14 protein-coding genes are annotated in these 20,435 nt (G+C 64.9%); 5 read left to right on the top strand and 9 right to left on the bottom strand.

The genetic code is table 11. The annotated features are described in order from the left end of the window. Window positions 1-7: 7 nt before the first annotated feature. From A5784_RS00730 to A5784_RS00705, 6 genes are read right to left on the bottom strand one after another with little or no spacing between them, the layout of a single operon-like run. Window positions 8-1,228: an LLM class flavin-dependent oxidoreductase gene (locus tag A5784_RS00730; protein WP_064941292.1), complete on the bottom strand. Its 1,221-nt coding sequence runs from the start codon at window positions 1,226-1,228 to the stop codon at window positions 8-10. Beyond that, window positions 1,225-2,466: an acyl-CoA dehydrogenase family protein gene (locus A5784_RS00725; RefSeq protein WP_064941290.1), complete on the bottom strand. Its 1,242-nt coding sequence runs from the start codon at window positions 2,464-2,466 to the stop codon at window positions 1,225-1,227. The genes A5784_RS00730 and A5784_RS00725 overlap by 4 nt, the downstream gene beginning before the upstream one ends. Beyond that, window positions 2,463-4,079 carry a dipeptide ABC transporter ATP-binding protein gene (locus A5784_RS00720; protein ID WP_064941288.1) on the bottom strand — a complete coding sequence of 539 codons (1,617 nt, stop codon included), beginning with the start codon at window positions 4,077-4,079 and terminating at the stop codon, window positions 2,463-2,465. The genes A5784_RS00725 and A5784_RS00720 overlap by 4 nt, the downstream gene beginning before the upstream one ends. After that, entirely contained in the window at window positions 4,076-4,954 is an 879-nt protein-coding gene (locus tag A5784_RS00715; RefSeq protein WP_064941363.1) for an ABC transporter permease, read from the bottom strand. Before A5784_RS00715 ends, A5784_RS00720 begins: the two co-directional genes overlap by 4 nt. Window positions 4,955-4,962: 8 nt before the next feature. Then, complete coding sequence (locus A5784_RS00710; RefSeq protein ID WP_064941286.1) at window positions 4,963-5,982, bottom strand: ABC transporter permease; 1,020 nt, start codon at window positions 5,980-5,982, stop codon at window positions 4,963-4,965. A gap of 13 nt (window positions 5,983-5,995) precedes the next feature. Beyond that, window positions 5,996-7,627 carry an ABC transporter substrate-binding protein gene (locus tag A5784_RS00705; RefSeq protein ID WP_082944582.1) on the bottom strand — a complete coding sequence of 544 codons (1,632 nt, stop codon included), beginning with the start codon at window positions 7,625-7,627 and terminating at the stop codon, window positions 5,996-5,998. Between the two features lie 219 nt (window positions 7,628-7,846). Here A5784_RS00705 and A5784_RS00700 point away from each other — a divergent pair, with 219 nt between their 5' ends. Genes A5784_RS00700 through A5784_RS00690 form a run of 3 tightly spaced genes read left to right on the top strand, consistent with a single transcriptional unit; the run spans window position 7,847 to window position 11,258 of the window. Then, window positions 7,847-8,968 (top strand): acyl-CoA dehydrogenase family protein, encoded by a 1,122-nt coding sequence (locus A5784_RS00700; protein WP_156750304.1) that lies wholly within the window; start codon window positions 7,847-7,849, stop codon window positions 8,966-8,968. Next, a complete protein-coding gene (locus A5784_RS00695) occupies window positions 8,965-10,056 on the top strand; it encodes an LLM class flavin-dependent oxidoreductase (protein ID WP_064941284.1) in 1,092 nt (363 codons plus the stop codon). Before A5784_RS00700 ends, A5784_RS00695 begins: the two co-directional genes overlap by 4 nt. Beyond that, a complete protein-coding gene (locus tag A5784_RS00690; protein WP_064941282.1) occupies window positions 10,053-11,258 on the top strand; it encodes an MFS transporter in 1,206 nt (401 codons plus the stop codon). The genes A5784_RS00695 and A5784_RS00690 overlap by 4 nt, the downstream gene beginning before the upstream one ends. Before the next feature lie 32 nt (window positions 11,259-11,290). On the opposite strand, the gene A5784_RS00685 is transcribed toward A5784_RS00690, so the two are convergent. Further along, entirely contained in the window at window positions 11,291-14,722 is a 3,432-nt protein-coding gene (locus A5784_RS00685; RefSeq protein WP_064941280.1) for a serine/threonine-protein kinase, read from the bottom strand. A gap of 230 nt (window positions 14,723-14,952) precedes the next feature. On the opposite strand from A5784_RS00685, the gene A5784_RS00680 reads away from it, so the two are divergent. Then, window positions 14,953-15,699 carry a VOC family protein gene (locus A5784_RS00680; RefSeq protein WP_082944581.1) on the top strand — a complete coding sequence of 249 codons (747 nt, stop codon included), beginning with the start codon at window positions 14,953-14,955 and terminating at the stop codon, window positions 15,697-15,699. Between the two features lie 230 nt (window positions 15,700-15,929). Continuing rightward, a complete protein-coding gene (locus tag A5784_RS00675; RefSeq protein WP_064941276.1) occupies window positions 15,930-17,426 on the top strand; it encodes a multicopper oxidase family protein in 1,497 nt (498 codons plus the stop codon). Window positions 17,427-17,587: 161 nt separating this feature from the next. On the opposite strand, the gene A5784_RS00670 is transcribed toward A5784_RS00675, so the two are convergent. Together A5784_RS00670 and A5784_RS00665 are read right to left on the bottom strand one after the other, a co-directional pair. Beyond that, a complete protein-coding gene (locus tag A5784_RS00670; protein WP_082944580.1) occupies window positions 17,588-19,564 on the bottom strand; it encodes a flavin-containing monooxygenase in 1,977 nt (658 codons plus the stop codon). Beyond that, window positions 19,564-20,283, bottom strand: coding sequence for an SDR family oxidoreductase (locus tag A5784_RS00665; RefSeq protein WP_064941355.1), 720 nt, complete (start codon window positions 20,281-20,283; stop codon window positions 19,564-19,566). The genes A5784_RS00670 and A5784_RS00665 overlap by 1 nt, the downstream gene beginning before the upstream one ends. Between the last annotated feature and the right edge of the window lie 152 nt (window positions 20,284-20,435).

Here is a 20,435-nt window from a genome sequence, read left to right as displayed (position 1 = left end):
CACTGATTCATCCGGTGCCGGCCAGCGGTACCGCGGGCACGCGCAAGCCCAGATGCCCGCGTAGCGTGCTGTCCGTGTACTCGGTGCGGAACAACCCGCGCCGTTGCAGCTCCGGTACGAGGTGATCGACGAAATCGTCGAAACCCGAAGGCAGTACGTCGGGCATGACGTTGAAACCGTCTGCTGCACCGTATCGATACCACCGTTCGATGTCGTCGGCGACCTGTTCGGGTGTGCCCACCACGATGCGGTGACCTCCGCCGCCGGAGAGCGTGGTCAACAGTTGGCGCAGGGTCGGCTGCTCTCGGTCGATGATGCCGCGCACAACGCGATAGAAAGTCTGCGAGCCACCGGCCTCATCGGGGTCGCGGAGAAGTTCGGCGGGGATCGGCTCGTCGTCGGCGAGACCGTCCAACGGGAATCCGAGTTGTCCGCCGAGCCGTGCCTTGGCATAGGCGTCGGGAAGTAGCGTGTCGAGCAATTCCCGGCGCTGCTGAGCTTCGCGTTCTGTGCTGCCCAGCACCGTCGACAGGCCGGGCAGTACCACGATCTCGTCGGGATTGCGGCCGAACTGTTGTGCCGTGTCGCGCAATTCGGTACGGAAGGCTCGCGCCGTGGTGATGTCCTGCTCGGCCGAGAAGATGACCTCGCCCACCTTCGCAGCCAGCCGCTTGCCGTCGCTGGATCCACCGGCTTGTACGACGACCGGCCTGCCCTGTGGTGAGACCAACCGTGTGCGGGCATCCCAGGATGCCACCACCTGGCTGACGAAGGTCTCGGCTCTGCGGTAGCGCAGGCCGTGGTCCGGTTCGCCGACGCGGCCGAAGTTGGCTGCAGCGCCCGGCCCTGCCGTGGTCACCACGTTCCATCCGAATCGGCCACCGGACAGATGGTCGAGATCGCCGAGTCGGCGGGCGAGTTCGCCGGGGTCGTTGTACGACGAAGACAGCGTGCCGATCAGGCCGATCCGCTCGGTGCGGGCGGCGATACGGGCCAGCACCGTGGACGGCTCGAGGTTGTTGCCGGGGCGATGACGGATGGTCGGCTCGAGCGCAGGAGTGTCGGCGAGAAACACCGCATCTAGTTTGGCCGCTTCGGCTTTCGCCGCGATCGAGGTGTAGTGCTCGATGGTATAGCTACCCAGCGGGTCGGTTCCGGGGAACCGCCAGGAACCGCCGAACACGCCGGCGTTGAGGATGTTGACGTTGAGATGCAGGCCTGCGGTCATAGGGCGGACTCTTCGTCGGAGTGGGCTTTCGTCCTGTCCCGGTAATAGCCGGAGACCGGTTTGCTGTCGTTGACCAGGAAGTCGCCGATCACGCGGGGCTTGTAGATGATCGGGTTGTGCGACGCCAGGGTGCGGGCATTGCGCCAATGCCGATCCAGGTGCACACGGTTGCGTACTGTCGAGGATCCGCCGGCATTGAAGGCGATGGTTGCAGCGTCCAGCACCGCTTCGACGACCCCGAGTTGCGCTGCCGACGTCTCGACATAGGCCTCGGCGTAGTCGGTTTCGCGGCCGCTGCGATGAGCGAGCTCGAGTCTTTCGGCGGCGTGCCGCAGTAACGTCTCGGCGGTGAGTTGGCGGGCGTACAGCGTGCCGACCACGGCAAGGACCTCCGGATCGGAGGCGGCGTCCTGGGTCAGGGCGTGCTGACCGGTGCGGGTGCGGGCCCGCACGATGTCCACGGTCTCTGCGACGATGCTGCGTGCGATGCCGGCCAGGTTGGCCAGATGCACGATCTGGACGAAGGAATCCAGCCCGCGCAGCGTGCTGACGTGGCGCCCGATATCGCCGTGTGGCTCCACCGGGACATCGTCGAAGATGGTGGTACCGCTGCCTGTTTGGCGCTGACCGACACCGTCCCAGTCGTCGATGTGGGTGACGCCGGTGTGGTTCGCCGACAGCACGGCGAAGGCACGGTTGCCATCCTCGTCGAGTGCGGCGGTGCGGATGTAGTCGGCGAAGCGTGCTCCAGTCGAGTAGAACTTGGTGCCTGAGACCACGCGGCGGCCATCGGGGTCGCGGCGGATATGCGTGGTCAGGGCGCCCCAGTCGGAAGGATCATCGGCACCGCGGACAAGGGCCGCTGGTTCGGACTGTGCGTTGCCGAACACCATGCCTGCTGCGACGGCTTTGGACCAGTGCCGTCGAACCTCGGCATCCGTTTCCCGGCGCAGGATCTCGGTGGTGGTGAAGTGCCCGCGCCAGATCTGAGGCAGATTGGAATCGGCCTGGCCGGCCTCTGCGAGCAGCGCGAACAGCGTTGGCAGATCGACGTCGAAGCCGCCGTATTCCTGTGTGATCCGCAACCGACCGAACCCGGCGTCGGCCAGCTGCTGGACGAGCTCGTAGGGGTGTTCGTGCGTCAGATCCCGTTCCGCAGATCCTTTGGCGGCCGCGTGCAGCACGGTGCGTATCCGCGGCAGCGCCTCCTGAAGGGTCCGTGGCTGCGTGTCGGTCATGCGGCGTCCCGGGATGATGCAAGGTCACGCCCGGCGACAGCGCTGAGCAGTCTGCGGGTGTATTCCTCTTTCGGTGCGGTGAATACGTCATCGGGAGAACCTTGTTCGACGATGCGCCCCTGCTGCATGACGGCGACGTGGTCGGAGATCGCACGCACGACTGCCAGGTCGTGGGAGATGAACAAGTAGGTCAGGTTGCGCTCCTCTTGGAGACGTTGCAGCAGTTCGAGGATCTGTGCGGCCACCGAGACGTCGAGGGCCGAGATAGGTTCGTCGAGCACGACGATCTGCGGCTCCACAACCAACGCGCGGGCGATGGCGACCCGTTGCCGCTGACCTCCGGACAGTTCTCGGGGGTGCTTTCGTGCGAAGTCTGCCGGCAGGGAGGCTGATTCGAGCGCCGCCGCGACCCGGTCGGCGTTGTTCTTCCGGTGTCCTCGGCTACGGCGCTGGAAAGAACGCAGGGGTTCCTCCACCACGTCGAAGACATCGAGCCGGGGATCGAACGACGAGTATGGGTTCTGGTAGACGATCTGCACATCGCGACGCAGCGGACGGAAGTCTTTGCGGCTCAAGGCGGTCACATCGGTTCCGAGGAGGGATGCCCGCCCATCGGTGGCCGTGGTGAGGCCGGTGAGGATGCGAGCCGTGGTGGATTTTCCGCTGCCCGATTCACCGACGATGGAGAAGGTCCGTCCGCGGGCCACGCGGAAGGAGATGCCGTCGACGGCGGGCACCGCGCCGTAGACCTTGCGCAGACCGGCGACCTCGATGACGTCGTCGGCGGGCGGTGCTGCTGCGGCGGCTCGGTCCCGCAGCGTCAAGCGTTGAGGCACGGTGTTGAGCAGCCGTTGAGTGTAGGAGTGCCGCGGATTGGCGAGAACCTCAGCGGTGGGCCCGAACTCGACGAGGCGCCCCTGCTGCATGACGCCGAGCAGGTGGGAACGGTCGGCTGCGACGCCGAGGTTGTGGGTGATCAGCACGATGCTGGTGGACAACTTGGTGCGCAGTCCGTCGATCAGGTCGAGCACTTGCTTCTGCACGGTGGCGTCGAGCCCGGAGGTCGGCTCGTCGGCGATGATGACACCTGGATCGCCCGCCACGGCGGCGGCCACCAGCACCCGCTGCCGCATGCCGCCCGACAGTTCGTGCGGGTACTGGCGGTATCGCCGCTCGACATCGGTGAAGCCCACGAGGTCGAACAGCTCCAGTACGCGATCGCGGCGTGCCTCGGCAGTCAGGTCGGTGTGCAACCGCAGGACATCGGCGACCTGATCGCCAACGCGTCGCACGGGGTCCAGCGAGACGGTCGGATCCTGGGGGATCAGACCGATCGCCCTGCCCCTGATGTCGCGCCACTGCTTTGGATTCAGCGCCGTCAGGTCGCGTCCCTCGAAGGTGATGGACCCGGCGAGCACGTGACCGTTGTGTGGCAGCAAGCCAAGGATGGCCTGGCCGGTGGTGGTCTTGCCCGAACCCGATTCACCCACCAGGGCAAGGACTTCGCCGGCGCCGAGGTCGAAGCTGACGTCGTGCAGCACCTGGTCGATCCGATGACCCGTCGAATATCCGACAGACAGGCCTTGCACCGACAGCACCGGTCGTTCGCTCATGATGCGCGCCTCTCGGTCAGATGTCGTGAAATATGGTTGATGGACAACACAACTGCCACGATGGTCAGCGCCGGGAACAGGGTCAGCCAGCCTCGGGTGGCGATGTACTTGCGGCCGTCGGCCACCAGCAGTCCCCATTCCGGTTGGGGCGGTTGAGCGCCCAGCCCGAGGAAGCTCAGTGAGGCGATCCAGATGATCGCGATACCGAGTTGTACGGCGATCAGCGCCACGCTGGGCGCCAGAGAATTGGGGATGACGTGGCGGACCAGGATGGCCCAGGTGGTTGCACCGCTGGTGATCGCGGCGTCCACGTAGTTGCTCTCCCTGACACGCAGAACTTCCGACCGGATCAACCGGGCGAAGGTTGCCGAGGACGTGAGTCCCACCGCGATGGCTGCCGGCAGCAGTCCGGTAGAGCCCGTCTGCGCGGTATAGAGCACGACGATGGTGATGGCGAACAGAAAGCCGGGGATGGACAGGACCACGTCGATCAGCCGCATCAACGCAGCGTCGATACGGCCGCCGAACCAGCCGGCAGTCGCGCCCAGCGCCGAGCCGAGAACGGCTGCGATCGCAACCGCCGTGCTGGCGCCCAGCAGCGAGGCTCTGGCGCCGTAGACGATACGCGCGTAGAGGTCCCGGCCCAGTAGGTCGGTACCGAACCAATGCTGAGCCGACGGCGGCAGCAATCGGATCGTGTTGTCCACCGCGATCGGGTCGTAGTGGGTGAATGCACTGGGGACGACTGCCCACAGCACCGCGAGCGTGAACACGGCGAGCGCGGGAAGCAGGCCCCATCGTCCGCTCAGCCTGCGCCGCAGCGAGGTCTGATTTGTTGCTGTGCTGGTCTTTTCGTCGTTTGTCGGCTTTTGCATGGAGAGCGTCACGGGATCACCGCCTCGGCGGGAACCGGTCGCCGTAGGGCCGCCGCGGCCGGCCCGCGGCGGGCTGCGCGAGTGTCGCGTGCACCGTTGCGGGAGGCGAGGATGCGCGGGTCGAGGAAGGGGTACGCGAGATCGACTGCCAGATTGACCAATACGTAGGTCAACGTGGCCACCAGCACGACCCCCTGCAGCACCGGCAGATCCTGCGTGCTGACCGCGGCGACGGTCAGCTGGCCCACCCCGGAGCGTGCGAAGACCGCTTCGGTCACCACTGCCCCGGCCACGAGCTCCCCGCACGCGAGTCCCAGCAACGTGAGTACCGGGAGCGACGAATTCCGCAGAACGCCTTTGGTGAAGATGTAGCGCTCATCGGCGCCGCGGGCGGACAGCACGTGCACGAACGCCTGCGTTCGGGTCTTGCCGATCGAGGTGATGAACACCTGCGCCAACGGAGCGGTGATGAGGATCCCCAGCGTCACCGCGGGCCCGATCAGCGCGGTGAACGACCCGTCGTCCGACGCCGGGATGAGATGTAGGCCGAACGAGAAGAACTGCAGCGCGAGTATTCCGACCACGAAGGTAGGCACCGAGGCGAACAGCGCAGGCAGCGTCCCGGTCAACGAGCGGGCCCAGGCACGGGGCGCGTAATTGCTGAGCACCGCGATGGCAGCTGCCAGTGCCACCGCGATGAACAAGGCCAGGCCTGCCAGCCTCAGCGTGTTCGGCAATGCCACCGACAGCAGGGCTGTGACGGTCTGCCCGTTGGTGAGGGAGAAGCCGAGGTCGCCGCGCAACAGGTGGGTGAGCGCCCCGAGGTACTGCTCCCACAACGGCCGGTTCAGCCCGTAGTAGCTGAGCAGAACCTGCGCTGCTTCCGGCGTGATCTGCGCGTCAGGATTGGCGATTCGGTTGCGCACCGCGTCGCCGGGCAGCGCACTGAGCAGGATGAAAGACAGGGTGTATGCGGCCCAGAGGACCAGGACGGCCTGTCCAAGCCGGTTGAGGGCGTAGCGACGCACGTGGTGTCACCTCCTATTTGGCCAACCAGGTGTCATACAGCCAGGCCCGTCCGGTCGACTCGGTCGTGAAGCCGTGGACTGCGGGGGCGAGGCCGAACACCTGTGTTTCGTCATAGAGCGGAATGGAGTAGCCCTGACCGAAGATGCGATCTTCGATCGCCTGGATCGCGACTTTGCGCTTGCCGGGGTCGAACTCGGCGGACTGTGCGGCGAGGAGCCCGTCCAGCGTCGCATCGGGCACGTAGTTGTTGGTGACGTGCTGGCGGTCGGTCCCGTAGGCGGTGCGCAGCACGCTCGGTTCGTCGGTGGAGGTCTGGCCCTGGTCGAAGTCCCAGTCCGGCGCGGTGGCTTCCTGCGATTCATATTCGGTAAGTGACGGGTTGGTGATCTTCACCTCAACGCCGACCTTGCGCCACTGTGACTGGATGACCTCCAGAACCGACTGCGACACTTGGTAATACGGAGCGACCCGCAGGTGGAAACTCAGCCGCTTGCCATCCTTGGCCCGGGTTCCGTCCGGCCCCGGCACCCAGCCGGCCTCGTCGAGTAGCTTGTTTGCCTTGTCGAGGTCGTAGCCCAGGTACTTGGTCGCGTCACCGCGAAGTGGCGTGCCCGCGACGAGTGCACTCGACGGAATCGGATAGTTCGGCGACAGCACCGCCTTGTTGATGGCTGCCCGGTCGGTGGCGGCCTGCAATGCCAGGCGCACCCGCGGATCCTGCACGGGCGAGTCGGGGTTCTTCAGCTGGACAGTCAGATCGTTGGTCTCGCCCTTTACGGGGATGGCCACCAGCTTGCCGCCGCCATCGGTCACGGTCTGTTCGTCGTAAGGGGCGATGTTGCGGGCGATCTGCGCCTCGCCGGATTGCAGTGCGCCGATACGTGTTCCGGTCTCGGGCACCGTCTTGAAGATCACCCGGTCGAGGTATGCCTTGCCGCTGTGGGCGGAACCCTCGGGCGGCCAGTTGTAGTCGTCGCGACGCTTGAGCGTCACACCGTTGGTGCCGGTCACCGACTCGACGACGAACGGTCCGGTCCCCACCCAGTTGCGCAGATCGCCTTGGCCGTTGAGGTCCCGCTCGACCAGAGACTTGCCCAAGATGGAACTCGCGCGGTAGTTCGAAAGGATCTGGATGAAACCGGCATTGGGCTTGGACAGCCGCACAACAACGGTGTCGGCGTCGACGACGTCGGTGCCGGCGTAGTCGGTCCAGAATGGGTCCGCGGGGATTCCGAGCTTGCTGTCGCCCCGGCCGTGCTGGTCGAAGTTCAGCTTCACCACATCGGCGTCCAGTGGTGTGCCGTCGCTGAAGGTGATCCCTGGCTTGAGCTTGAAGGTGTAGGTCAGATGGTCGTCGCTGATCTGCCAGGACTGTGCGAGCCAGGGCTTGTAGTCGCCGGACTGCGGATCCTGCCAGATGAGGCGTTCGGCGACGTTGTCGGCGACCTGGCTGTTGGACCACAGCGAGTTCGTCGGCGCCCACGCCTGGTATTCGACCGGATCGTAGAAGGTGAGGGTGCCGCCCGATACGGGGGAACCACCGGCGTCGGAAGACTGGCCGCCGCCACCGCAGGCCGCGACGGTCGCAGCGACTGCTGCCGTGACAACCAGTGTGGAAACCCGAAGGATTCTGTTGTGGTGCAAGCCTGTAGAACCTTTCACAGAGGTGTGGCCGAGCGGCCGGCAATAGCGCCGTCGGCGACACACGGCCGGCAGCGTCGCAGCGCAGTGATAGTGACCTCCAGTCAATAGCCGGCCGGCCGATCCCGTCAGCTATTTGTCTCACTGTGATCGCAAGACGTTCTGTTCACGGTGACTTCAAGGCGTGACCAATAATGTTGGTCCGCAGTAGCGTTCGGTCACATGGGGATGACGCGAGTGGCCGAGCCGGCGTCGGCCGCCACGGCGTCGGATGTCGGCCTGCACCCTCTGGTCGGTGTAGTGCAACGCTACGCCGACGAAGTGTTGCGGCCGTCTGCGCTGCAGACCGACCGCCATGGCATCGCGCCGAAGCGAGTCGCTGAACTGGCGGAGCTGGGTTTGCTCAATCACCTTGCCCCGGAGGAATTCGGAGGTGCGGCAGTAGATCTCGCATCGGATCGCCGTATCCGAGAGATCCTTGCCGGGGCGTGCCTGAACACCTGGTTGCTGTGGGTCCAGCACGCGCCGCTGGTGCAGCCACTGGCCAAGCAGCACGCGGACGGCACGACGTTGTCCGACCGGGCTCGCGACGTCGTCCACGGCAGGCTGCTCGTGGGGGCGGGGCTCAGTGATGTCCGCCGATATCCCGACCATTACGTGGCAGTCGAGCGGCGCACAAATGAATGGGTGTTCTCCGGCACCATCTCTTGGGTGACCGGTTGGGGCCTGAACCAGGCTCTTGCGGTCGCAGGGGTCGAACCGTTGACCGAAACCGTGGTCACCGCACTGATTCCGGTATCGGGAGACACGGTGGCCGCTGAACTCGACCTGAGCGCCGTAGGCGGCAGCAGGACGCAACGCGTCACCCTCAACGACGTCCGCGTCCCGGACCGGGACGTGATCTCGACGGAATCCGTGGCCCACTGGCGCCGACAGGATCTCGGCATGTCAAGCGACGCGCAATCGCACCATTTCGGGTTGGCGTACGCGGTGCTCGACGAGTTGGACACAGAACCCGATGCCCAGGCGCGGGCGGTCTCGGCCGGCTGGCGGCCTCGCATCGACGCGATCCGCCAGCAGTCTTATGCGCTGGCCGACGAGGTGCTCGCCCGCGATGACGGCAGACATCGGGTGGACGAACGGCTCGCGGCCAAGGTCGCCATCGGCGATGCACTGGCCACACTGACCCGCGCACTGGTGGTGGCACGGTCCGGGCGGGGTATCCGCTTGGACGACACAGCCCAGCTACACGCCAGGTCGGCGCTGTTTCTCCTGGTCCAGGGCCAGAGCGCAGCCGTGCGGACCGCGCAACTCGAACATCTGACACCGCAAGAGAATCAATGAGTTCCGAATTCCTCTGGTACATCCCCAATGAGGTTCAACCTGGCCACCGCGGCGACGACGTCACGGCGGACCATAACAGCCTCGACACCCTGACCGACCAAGCTCTGGCGCTGGAGAAGTCGGGATGGACCGGGGCGCTCATCGGAACGGGATGGGGTCGCCCGGACACGTTCAGTGTGGCGGCGGCGCTGGCTGCGCGGACCACCACGTTCGAGCCGCTCATCGCGGTGCGCCCGGGGTACTGGCGGCCTGCACAGTTCGCCTCGGCCGCAGCGACACTGGACCATCTGACCCGAGGTCGGGTGCGGGTGAACATCGTGTCGGGCAAGGATAATCTCGGTGCGTACGGTGACGCCGAGAGCGAGCAGGCCGACCGTTACGAACGCACGCGCGAGTTCATGCAACTGATACGTGCTCTCTGGACGCAGGAGAACGTCACGTATCGCGGTGCCCATTTCTCCGTGCAAGACTCGACCGTGGTGCCGCGCATCCAGGTTCGCGGGAAGCGTCGACATCCATTGCTGTACTTCGGCGGAGCCTCCGAAGCCGCCGAGCGGGTTGCCGCAGCCGAAGCGGATGTCCAGCTGTTCTGGGGCGAGCCCCTCGACGGCGTAGCCGAGCGCATCGACAGACTCCGGACGCTGAGCCAGGTGATCGGACGTGAACACCCACCACTCGAATTCGGGTTGCGTGTAACGACATTCGTGCGCGACACGACCGATCAGGCCTGGGCTGAAGCGGAGGAAAAGGTCGCGCAGATGGCGGCGCGGTATGCCGGTGCCGAAGGCGATCCTGCGCAGGCGAATCCGTCCTACAACCCGCACCGGCGCACCGCGGTCGGCCAGCAGCGATTGCTCGATCTCGCGGAGCGTGGCGAGGTGCTCGACGACAACCTGTACACAACACCAGGCAAGTACGGGGCAGGCGGTGCGGCCACCACCTGGATAGTCGGGTCGGCTGAGGATGTCGCGAGCACGCTGCGCAAGTATCAGAAGTTGGGCATCACCCACTTCGTGCTGTCCGACACACCGTATCTGCGTGAGATCGAGCGTCAGGGCAGTCGGTTGCTGCCCCTGCTGCGCGGATGACCGACCCGAGCGCGATAACTGGATGTAGACAACGGGACTGGCGACTACTGACCGCGGTGTTCGTGTTCACGACCACCGCCGGCTACATCGCGATGATCCAGGTGCTACCGGTCGTCCTGGTCCCCATGGCGATAGATCTTGGTGTTTCGCGCACGGCGGTGGCCGCCACCTCCACCATCTCGACCTTGACGGGCGCTGTTGCGGCTTTCCCCGTGGGGCGGCTGATGGACCGGCGCGGTGGCCGGATGTCGATGACTGCCGGCGTTGCGGTGGGAGCGGCGGCGGTCGTGCTGTGGTCGCAGGCGCATTCGTTGGTGATGCTGTACGTGGCGTTCGTGCTCATCGGTGTGTCGATCACACTGTCGACGTACGAAGCGGCGTTCGCGGTGATCGTCGTGGTCGCGGAACCGGGGCACCGGGACCGTGCCATCCTGACCGTCACCATGATCGCGGGGCTGGCCACCTATCTGGTTTATCCGCTTCTGGGCTGGATGAACGGTGAATTCGGCTGGCGCACAACGGTGGCGATGCTCGGTGTGGCCTATGCCGTGACATGCGTTCCTGCCCATGCGATCGCCATCCCCGCCCTCGCCGCGCACCGCGACCGGCTACGCGACCACAGCGGAGTAACCGTTCAGGAGGCCTTACGCCAGAGGCGGTTCTGGCTGTTCCTCGTGGCATTCGTCGGTCAGGCGGGCTCGGTGGCGGCGTTCCTATTGTTGGTGGTCGCCTACCTGATGGACATTGGCCATTCCGCAGTGGTCGCCACGGCGATGCCCATCGCCGTCGGTGTGCTGCAGATCTTGTCGCGGCTCGTCATCACGACGGTGGGGCGGCGTTGGCACCTGACATCCGCAACCGCAGTCGCTTTCGCGGTACAAGGAGTCGGACTGGTGGCGCTGCCCTTCGTCGGGCTCTCAGTACCCCTGACCTTTTTGTGCGTGGCTGCCGTCGGCCTCGGCCAAGGAATCGGCGTCATCGCGCGGCCGCTGCTGGTCGCAACGAATTTCGGAGTGACCCACTTCGCCACCGTGCTGGCCGCCATCACCGTGCCCATGGCAGTGGCCAGAGCGGGCACCCCCATCCTCGCTGCATGGCTCGGCGACTGGCGATTCCTCATCGGCAGCGGAGCGATAGCACTGACAGGGGCTCTGGCACTGGTACCGCTCACCGCCCCGCGTGATCGCATCGGCGGCAGGTAGCGCCGACGCCTGACACTCTCGTTGGTGTGACGTCAGGTCGACGGACCCAGGCTCTCGTCCAGGAACGACAGCGGGACCGGCTTCCAATCGGATTGCCACCGATCGGCCCGGGCCTCGCGGCGTAACGTCTCGAGCAGCGTACGAACCGGTGCCCCTTCGTCGAGGAGGAACCGGGCCATCCGGTGCTCGGCGCACACGGCCGCTGTCGCCGACAGGAGTTGCAGCGCTTCGGTGTCGTGACCGGCCACCGCCAGGCAGGTCACCAACAGTCGGTTGGCTTGCAGCAGCGCCCTGTGACGTCCGCGTCCCCCCAACTGGTCGACCCATTGCCGCGCCCAGGCGGTGGCGAGCTCGAGCTGCTCGGGCCGGGTTTCGTTGAGGAGCAACCGGATAGCGGTGGCCTCCTGCAGCTGCAGGGTCACCTCGTCGATACCGTCCGTGGGCTCGCGGCGCGCGGCGTGATCGATCGGGGGCGCAGCGACGGGTAGGTGTAAACGGGCACGTTCGTGATCGACGGCTGCGCTTAGGCGCCGCAGCGCCAGCGCGTCGGCTACCTGTGCGCCTTCCTTGAGATACTGTGCCGCGGCACTGAGATCACCGCGTAGCGCCTTGATCCGGGCGCCGGTCGTATAACGCGCGATCATGAAGTCGACGGTGCCGTTCTCGGCTCCGAGTTCTTGGCTCATGTCGAGCAATCGCTCGGCCTCGGCGATTTCTCCGCGTTCATACAGCAGATCACCCAGCAGCGCCGAGGCCACGCGGGCAGGGTAGGAGTGCTGATCTCCTGCGGTCGTGGCCATCCGCAGACCCTCGCGGAAGAGGTCTTCGGCGGCGGCCATGTCGAGTTGCTCGGAGGCGGCGAGCCCGGCGAAGCGATAGCCATACACCGCCGAGAGCGGCCCGCGGGTGCGTGCGTGGTAGGTCAGCGCCCACTGGTGGCGGCGACGCGCGGCGTCGAAATCGAACCGGAACAGATTGGCGAACACCGCATCGTCGGCGGCGCAGGAGACCACCCAGGCTGGCAACGTGTCCGGGCGCGACAAGCACTCGGCGACAAGCTCTTCGACGCCGTCGATCCGATCGCTGATGACGTGGATATCGGCCTGGATGACGTCGGCCTCCGCCCGCAGATCCGCCAGTTTGAGGTCGTCGCCCTGGTGCGCTGTGAGCAGGGCACGTGCGCCGTCCACGGCGCCTTGCGCAGCTCCTGGACGGACAGCCGCGTTGTTGGCCCAGGCGATCGTGAGCTGCAAGCGTGCGCTCTGGCTCACCTGCTGCGGCGGCTGTTTCGCCACCAGCCCGAGCAGGGTGAACATGCGCCCCTGCTGAACTAGTTCCACACCGTCGCGTTCGACCAACTCGACAGCGCGCCCCGGATCGCCCGCGGCCAAGGCATGATCGACGGCCTCACCGAGCATCGCGTGGTCGGCGGACCATACCGACGCGGTGCGGTGCAGCTGTTCGATGCGGCCAGGTTGATCGCGGTCAAGGCGTTGGCGCAGATACTGGGCGAACAGGTGGTGGTATTGAAACCACTGCCCGTCATCGTCGAGCCGGCGCAGGAACAGATCGCGTTGTTCAACCTCGTCCAGCATGGCCTGCCCGCCCGGAGAGCCCATGAGCGCGGACGCAAGCGAGCCGCAGATCCGTTCTGTCACCGACGTCGTCAACAAGAAGTCGAGTATCTCCGGGTCGAGGCCGTTGAGGACGTTCTCCGCAAGAAATTCCCCGACCGCGCGATGACGTCCCGACAGCTTCCCGATCAGGGCGTCCGGATCCGACGATTCACGCAGCGACAGCGAGGCCAGCTGCAAACCGGCAACCCAGCCCTCTGTCGCCTCGGCCAGCCCGGCGATCGCTGAATCTGCCAACGACAGACCGCCACGCTCAGCCAGGAACGCCCGCGCCTCGTCGATGTCGAAACGCAGTGCGGTGGCATCGATCTCGATGAGCTCATCGCGCACCCGCAGGCGACCGAGCGGTAGGCCGGCCTTCGTGCGACTGACGACGATCATCTGCAGGTGTTCGCAGCCGCTGTCGAGCAGGAATTCCATCGCCGCGATGGCTGCCGGATCGGAGATGAGGTGCCAGTCGTCGACGACCACCGCCACCGGCTCACCGCTCTGGTGGATTTCGTTGATCAGCGACGTCATCACATACCGCTCGGCCTGATCGCCATGCTCCTCGAGCACTCTGCCCAGTTCACCGGCCAGGGAGGGCCTGACCTGGCGGATCGCCTCGATGAGGTGCGTGAGGAACCACACCACGTTGTTGTCGTCGGTGTCGAGCGACAACCAGGCCACCGCGGCTCCTTGCTCGGCGAGCAGCGCGCTCCACTGCCCGGCCAGCGTGGTCTTGCCGTACCCGGCCGGGCCATGGATGAGCGTCAGTCGCCGCCCTGCCTTGCTGCGCAGCGTGTCGATCAACCGGTCCCGGTCGATCAGTGGCCGCGACGGGTTTGGTGGAAGAAACCGGGTCAGCGGCACCGGCGGTGTGATCGAAATGGACCGGCGGGCAGTCGGAATCGGCGCGGCGCGTGCCACAGACCGCGGCGTGCCAGACGTGGTGGGCAGTGCCAGCTCGTCGACAGGCACCCCGCCGAGACGCTGCGCGTGCCGCAGCTGTTCCCCGAATGCCGCCGCCGTAGCGGGCCGGTCTGGGGGATCGACGGCCATCGCCGATGCGATCGCCGCCGAGACTTCGGCGGGGATGTCTCCACCGCGCAGGATCGGGGTAGGTTCGCTGGTGATTCTCAGAAACTGGGCGATTACCTGTTCGCCGCTGCGCCGCTCGAACGCGGCATGCCCGGTGATCGCGCAGAACAACGTGGCGCCCAGGCTGTAGACATCGGAGGCCGCCGATGGTGACCGGCCTCCCAAGACCTCCGGGGCGGTAAAGGCCGGTGACCCGGTGACCACGCCCGTGCCGGTCTCATACCCGCCCGCCATCCGTGCGATCCCGAAATCCGTCAGCTGCGGCTGGCCGTAATCGGTGAGCAGGATGTTCGCCGGCTTCACGTCGCGGTGCAGTATCCCCGCCTGGTGTGCGGTTTCGAGTGCTCCGGCGAGCTTGACGCCCAGCGACAGGGCCTCCGGCCAACCGAGCGGACCGTGCTCACGGATCCGGCCGTCCAGCGAGCCCCGCGAGTGGTACTGCATGACGATGAATGGCCGACCGGAAGATGTTGTCCCGACGTGCAATACGTTGGTGATGTGAGGATGTCCCGATAGCCGACCCATGGCCCGTTGCTCGCGCAGGAACCGTTCCACGTTTTCGGTCCCCAGATCCGCGAGGAGAACCTTGACCGCCACCGTCCGATCCAAAGCAGGCTGCAGACAGCGGTAGACGACACCGAATCCGCCCCGTCCGATTTCGACGGCTTCGTAGAAGCCCGCGGCCTGCAGCTCCTCGGGAATCCGCACCGTCGGGTCGGGCCGGGTTGTCAGCGGATCGGATTCGGCCACCGCGGTCGCGCCTCCTTTCCGCCGTCCAGTGCGCGCCACCGTCCATCGGCCTGTTGCCCCTCAGCCTTCCCCGACCTGTGATCCGAGAATCCAGACCGGCCGCCGAACGTTGACCATGCGCACCGTGCGCCTGGTCGACCATCCATTATCGCCCAGTCGGCATCGCCCCACACGATCTCCGGCCAAACTTCGGCGACGTCGCGGACCCGAGGGTCAACGCGGAGATATCCATGGCGACTAGCATCGACGGCGATGTTCGTAGCGGCGACTCGATCGCTACCTGCCAGGCGGGTTATCAAGGAAGGGCACACAGGCTCGTGCACCTCGACCACATCGTCATTGCAACAACCGATCTCGGTGTGTCTGCGCGTCGGCTCGCGGACTCGACCGGTCTAGCGGCTGTCAAAGGCGGAGTGCACGACGGTCTGGGCACCCAGAACTACATCGTTCCGTTGGGTCGCGGATATCTTGAGCTGGTCGCGGTGCATGATTCAGACCTTGCTCGGGACAACCCGTTCGGGCGGTTGGTGCTCTCGGCGTTGGCCGGGGCGGACGAGGCATTTGCCGGCTGGGCGGTGGCGGTGACCGCCGATGAGCTGAGCGCCCGGTCGCAGCAGGTCGCGTTGCCGATCGGCCGCCTGACCCGCGAGGGTGTGGGTGTTCACCATCTCGGGATGACGCGTGCCGTCGAGTCGCCAGGGCTGCCGTTTCTGCTGGCGCGGGACGCTGGGAACAAGGATCCCGGTCGGCTGGCCGCTGCGCACACCGTGAGGCCGCGCGGCGTGCGCGTGCTCTCGGTTGCCGAGAGCCAATCCGACCTGGAGAGCTGGTTGATGACGGGAGTCGGTGTCGACAACCCGGAGCTGCCCGTCGTGTGCGTCGCGTCGGGACGGGGAATTACCCAGGTCGACGTCGAAACCGATGAGGGCACAGTGGTATTGCTTCATGCCCAACCCACGGCAGGGCGGCGCCGCTGAGTCCACGGCGGCGCTAAATCCCGCCTGCCGGAATCTATTTCGAGCCATCCGTTCGCCATCGGGCCGTTGTCGTGTTGCGGCCCGGCCGGGCAAGGCCGATCTTCAACGAATCTTCACATGATCATTATCGGATCTGAGTGAGGTGCCGCCAGGCTGGCTTGTAGGGGCAACCATGGGCGGTCGTCGTCACTGGCTGTCGGTGCGCGCGGCGTTGGTGAGAGGCGAGGACGATGAGCCATCGACATGATTCTGAACTGAGTCGACGTGGCTTTCTTGTCGCTGCGGCGGGTTTGGCCGTGGCTGCGTGTGGGCGGGGCACCTCGAGCGGCGTCGACCCTGCTGGCGCGATCGCGGCCGCAGAGGCGCGCCGTGTGCACAGCGGACGCAGCGTGACGGCCACCTTGACCGCGGGCCGCTCGCAGGTTGATCTGGGTGGCCGCGTCGTTGAAACCTTGTCCTACAACGGTTCTGTTCCCGGACCGCTCTTGCGGGCGTCGGTGGGGGACGAGGTGGCCGTGACAGTGCGCAATCGCCTTGACCGTTCCACGTCGGTGCATTGGCATGGGATCGCGCTGCGTAACGATATGGATGGCGCGTCACCGGCCAGCCCCGACATCGACGCCGGAAGCGAGTTCACCTACCGGTTCTCGGTGCCGCATCCAGGCACCTACTGGGCGCATCCGCATGTCGGCTTGGACGCCGATACCGGCCTGTACTTTCCGGTCATCGTCGATGATCCGAACGATCCGGGCGGCTATGACGCCGAGTGGGTGGTGGTGCTCGACGACTGGACCGACGGCGTCGGCCAGACCCCAGCCCAGATCTACGACGGACTGCGCAGCGGTGCCAATCACAGCGGCATGCCCGGTATGGGCGGGATGGGAAGTACGGGTGGCGGCGACAACATGGGCGGCAGTGCGCTGCTCGGCGGGGACGCCGGCGACGTGACCTACCCGTACTACGTGATCAACGGTCGTATCCCCCAGGCGCCTACGACTTTTCGCGCCAAGCCCGGCGCGCGGGTCCGGCTGCGCCTCATCAATGCCGGCTCCGATACGGCGTTCCGGGTCGCGCTGGCGGGGCACCGTTTGACGGTCACGCACACCGACGGATTCCCGGTCACGCCCGTCGAGACCGATGCGGTGTTGCTGGGCATGGGGGAACGCTACGACGTCCTGGTGACCACGGGCGATGGCGTGTTTCCACTCGTGGCGGCAGCGGAGGGCAAGAGCGCCACCACCCGTGCATTGCTGGTCACCGGCGCAGGCTCGCCACCGCCCGTCGATTACCTCCCTGCCGAGTTGCAAGGACGGGTCGCGACAGTCGCCGGTCTGGCCGCTGCCGCCGATGTGGCGCTGCCGCCCTGGCGCGCGGATGTGGAGCTCTCGGCGAATCTGGGCGGATCGATGATGGGCTACGACTGGACCATCAACGGGTTGCCGTTCGCGAAAACCCGGCCACTGCAGGTCCGGCAGGGGCAGCGGGTGACGTTGACGTTCACGAACTCCACGATGATGTGGCACCCGATGCATCTGCACGGGCATACCTTCGAAGTGCTCGCTGCAGGCGGTCAGCCCGGTGCCCGCAAAGACACCGTCATCGTGCTACCCATGCAACGGTTGCAGGTGAGGTTTGTCGCGGACAATCCCGGCGTGTGGATGCTGCACTGCCACAACACCTATCACCAGGAGGCCGGGATGATGACCAGTTTGGATTACCGGCCCTGAACGAGACGCGGCTCGAGTCCGTGCCTCAACTGTGTTGGGGGACAGCATCGTGGAACGAACAGGTAGGCGCACAACATCTACTATGTAGCCTAGTAGGTGTGGTTGATGTGTTGTCTCCGCAGTTCTGGGGTACCGAGATCTCCTTGCGGTCGTTCGGCGCTTCATCGAATTGAGATTGATCGTGATTTTTTCGGTGCCGCCGCCTTTCTGTGGGTAGCGACGAAATCATCGAGGTTCGGCTCCCTGGTCATATGAAAATAGTCAACCATCCGCCATGGCAGAACCGTGCGCACCTTGCCAAAGGCGTTGCGGTAATAGGGCAGTGTTCCCGGGTGGCTCCACACAAGACCATCATGCTCGGCATCTACGCGTTCGATGTAGCTTAGGTACGCCTCCCGCTTAACCTCGAGCGCAGCGATGTCTGCTTCAAGTGCGTGGCGGATCGCCAAGGCGATGTAGCGCGACTGAACTTCTGACGTGAAAATCACGCTGCCACCGTGGGCGAGTCCGGTAGTGGGGCCTTGAACCATGAAGAAATTGGGAAATCCGTGCACGGCGATTCCGAGATATGCGCCAATACCCTTTGCCCATACGTCCTCTAAGCGGGTCTTGTCGTGGCCAACGATGTGAAGTCGCGCTGCACTACGCGATACGTCGAAGCCCGTCGCAAGCACCAGGACGTCAGCGTCTGTGACGGTCCCGGCCTCGGTGCGGACGCCGGACGGTTCGATTTTGGTGATGCGCTGGGTTTCCAGGTGCACGTTCGGCTTCAACAGCATCTCGTACCAACCATTGTCGAGAAGGATGCGTTTGCTGTATGGAGGGTAGGTGGGTACGCATTTGGCGATCAGATCAGATCTATCACCGACGATTTCGTGAATATGCTGCGTCATCTGTTGGCGATGGCGGTCGTTGATTTTATTGACGGCTCGCTCGGGGTGTGGCCAAGAGGGATCCTTGCGGAGTGTGGCCAGGAGGCCATCGCCGTAGCGCCACAGCATGACTAGTCTGTACCAACGAGAATAGAACTGTTCCCGGGTCATGAGTACTTGAACATCGTCGTCGATGCGATCGTGAAATCTCTCAATCGGTCGGATCCATTGCGGCGTGCGTTGGTAGATCGTTAGATCTCTAACTTCATCGGCGATGGTAGGCGCGATCTGCATACACGAGGCGCCTGTACCGATGATGCCGACGGATCTGCCGCGGATGTCGAGGTCCTTCGGCCATTGGGCGGAATGCACGACAGGCCCGGCGAACGACTGCATGCCGTCAATGTCGGGAATCTGAGGCTCGCCGAACGGGCCGATCGCGCTTACCAGAAATCGGGTAGTGATCCAGCCGCGGCATCCAGCGGTGTCGAGTAGGACGCGCCAACACGACGCCTCGTGGTCCCACTCCGCTTGTATGCACCTTGTATTGAATCGGATGTTGTCCTGCACGTTGAATTCGCAGGCACACCCCTGCAGGTACGCCTCGATCTCACTGCGTTCGGAAAAGTACCGCGACCACCGAAAACGTGTGCCGAAGGAGTACGAGTACGAGTGGTTCGGCGTGTCGACGGCGCACCCGGGATAGATATTGTCGCGCCACGTGCCGCCCACGGAGTTTGCTTGCTCCACGATGACGTATGGGATGCGCAGATCGTTTAATATGGCGCCGAGAGCAATACCACTTTCACCGGATCCGACAATCAGCACCGAAAGCTGTTCTTGCCTAACGTTTTCGGCATTGATTGGTTCGTATCCCGCTAGGCCCGACGCGAAACCCATTTGTTCGCGCATCATCGGGCCGTATTCCACCGGCACTGATTCGCCCAGCGCGACCGACATCATCTCTAGCAGCAGAGCATCGTCAGGCTCGTCAACTGCGGGGGAGGCAACGCTGGTTAGTGCTGCGACAGCCGCCGCGCGGATCTCGTCCTGAATTTCCTCGGCTAACCCGGCATCTTCCGGGGCGATCAGGCGTATGTCGCGTACGGGCCGGAAGCGCTCGCTCAGCCAATACCGATCGCCGGTGTAGTGAAACACCATCATGAGCAAGGCGCGAAGATCTGCGTTGCTCACCGCCTGGTGTGCAGTTTTGGCATCCAGCGTCAAGCGTGCGTCGTGCACGGGATCCGTGTTCCGGCTCGCCATCAGCGCTGGGCATCCCTGCGCGCGGCCGCGATTCCGACTGTGTGCAGGCCGAGGCCTCCGTCGATCGCGAGTGCCTGACCGGTGATGTAACCGCTGGAATCAGAAGCCAGGAAGGCGATGAGATCGGCTATCTCTTGGGGCTGACCGAAGCGGTGCATGGGAATTGCCTCAAGTAAGCCCTCACGAGTAGGCGCCGGGAGGGACAGGACCTTGGGTGTTTCGACAAAGCCCGGCTGGATGCAGTTCGCCGTGATGCCAAATTCGACATTTTCAATGGCAATGGTCTTCACTGCTCCCTGGATCCCTGCCTTCGACGCGGCGTAGGCGACTTTGCCGGCCATGCCAGTAACGCCGGCGAGGCTGGAGACCGCGACGATGCGTCCGAAACCACGCCGCCTCATACCGGGAAGGCACGCTTGAATCACTCGAAACGCCCCCGTGAGATTGACTGCGATGTCTTGATTCCACGCCTCAGTAGAGACGCGGTGAGCCGATCCCCAGATATCGACGATGCCAGCGTTGCTGACGCACACGTCGATTCGATCGAAAACCTCCGATGGCAGGGGATCGCTTGTGATGTCGAGCTTTAGGTCGACGTCCCCCTCGATGTCGGATGTAACGACCTTCAATCCATCGCGCCGCAGTCGCGCCACAACCGCTCTTCCGATTCCGCCGTTGGCTCCTGTAACCAAAGCAACCCGCTCGTTCGTGTTATCCATATCCATACTCCTTCTATACCGATGGGTACGAAAAAAGTTCATGACGGTATGTCGCACACCTCTGGTGGAGTGCTTGTCACCGTCTTCACGCGGGCGGCCTCTGGTTTGCGGGCTGCTGGGTGGTAGGTGGAGCTGTCCCGTCCATTGATCGG

Source organism: Mycobacterium sp. 852013-50091_SCH5140682 (assembly GCF_001665685.1).
Lineage (GTDB): Bacteria > Actinomycetota > Actinomycetes > Mycobacteriales > Mycobacteriaceae > Mycobacterium.
Note: the sequence above shows the minus strand (reverse complement) of the source record. Positions and strands in the feature narration are given on the sequence as shown.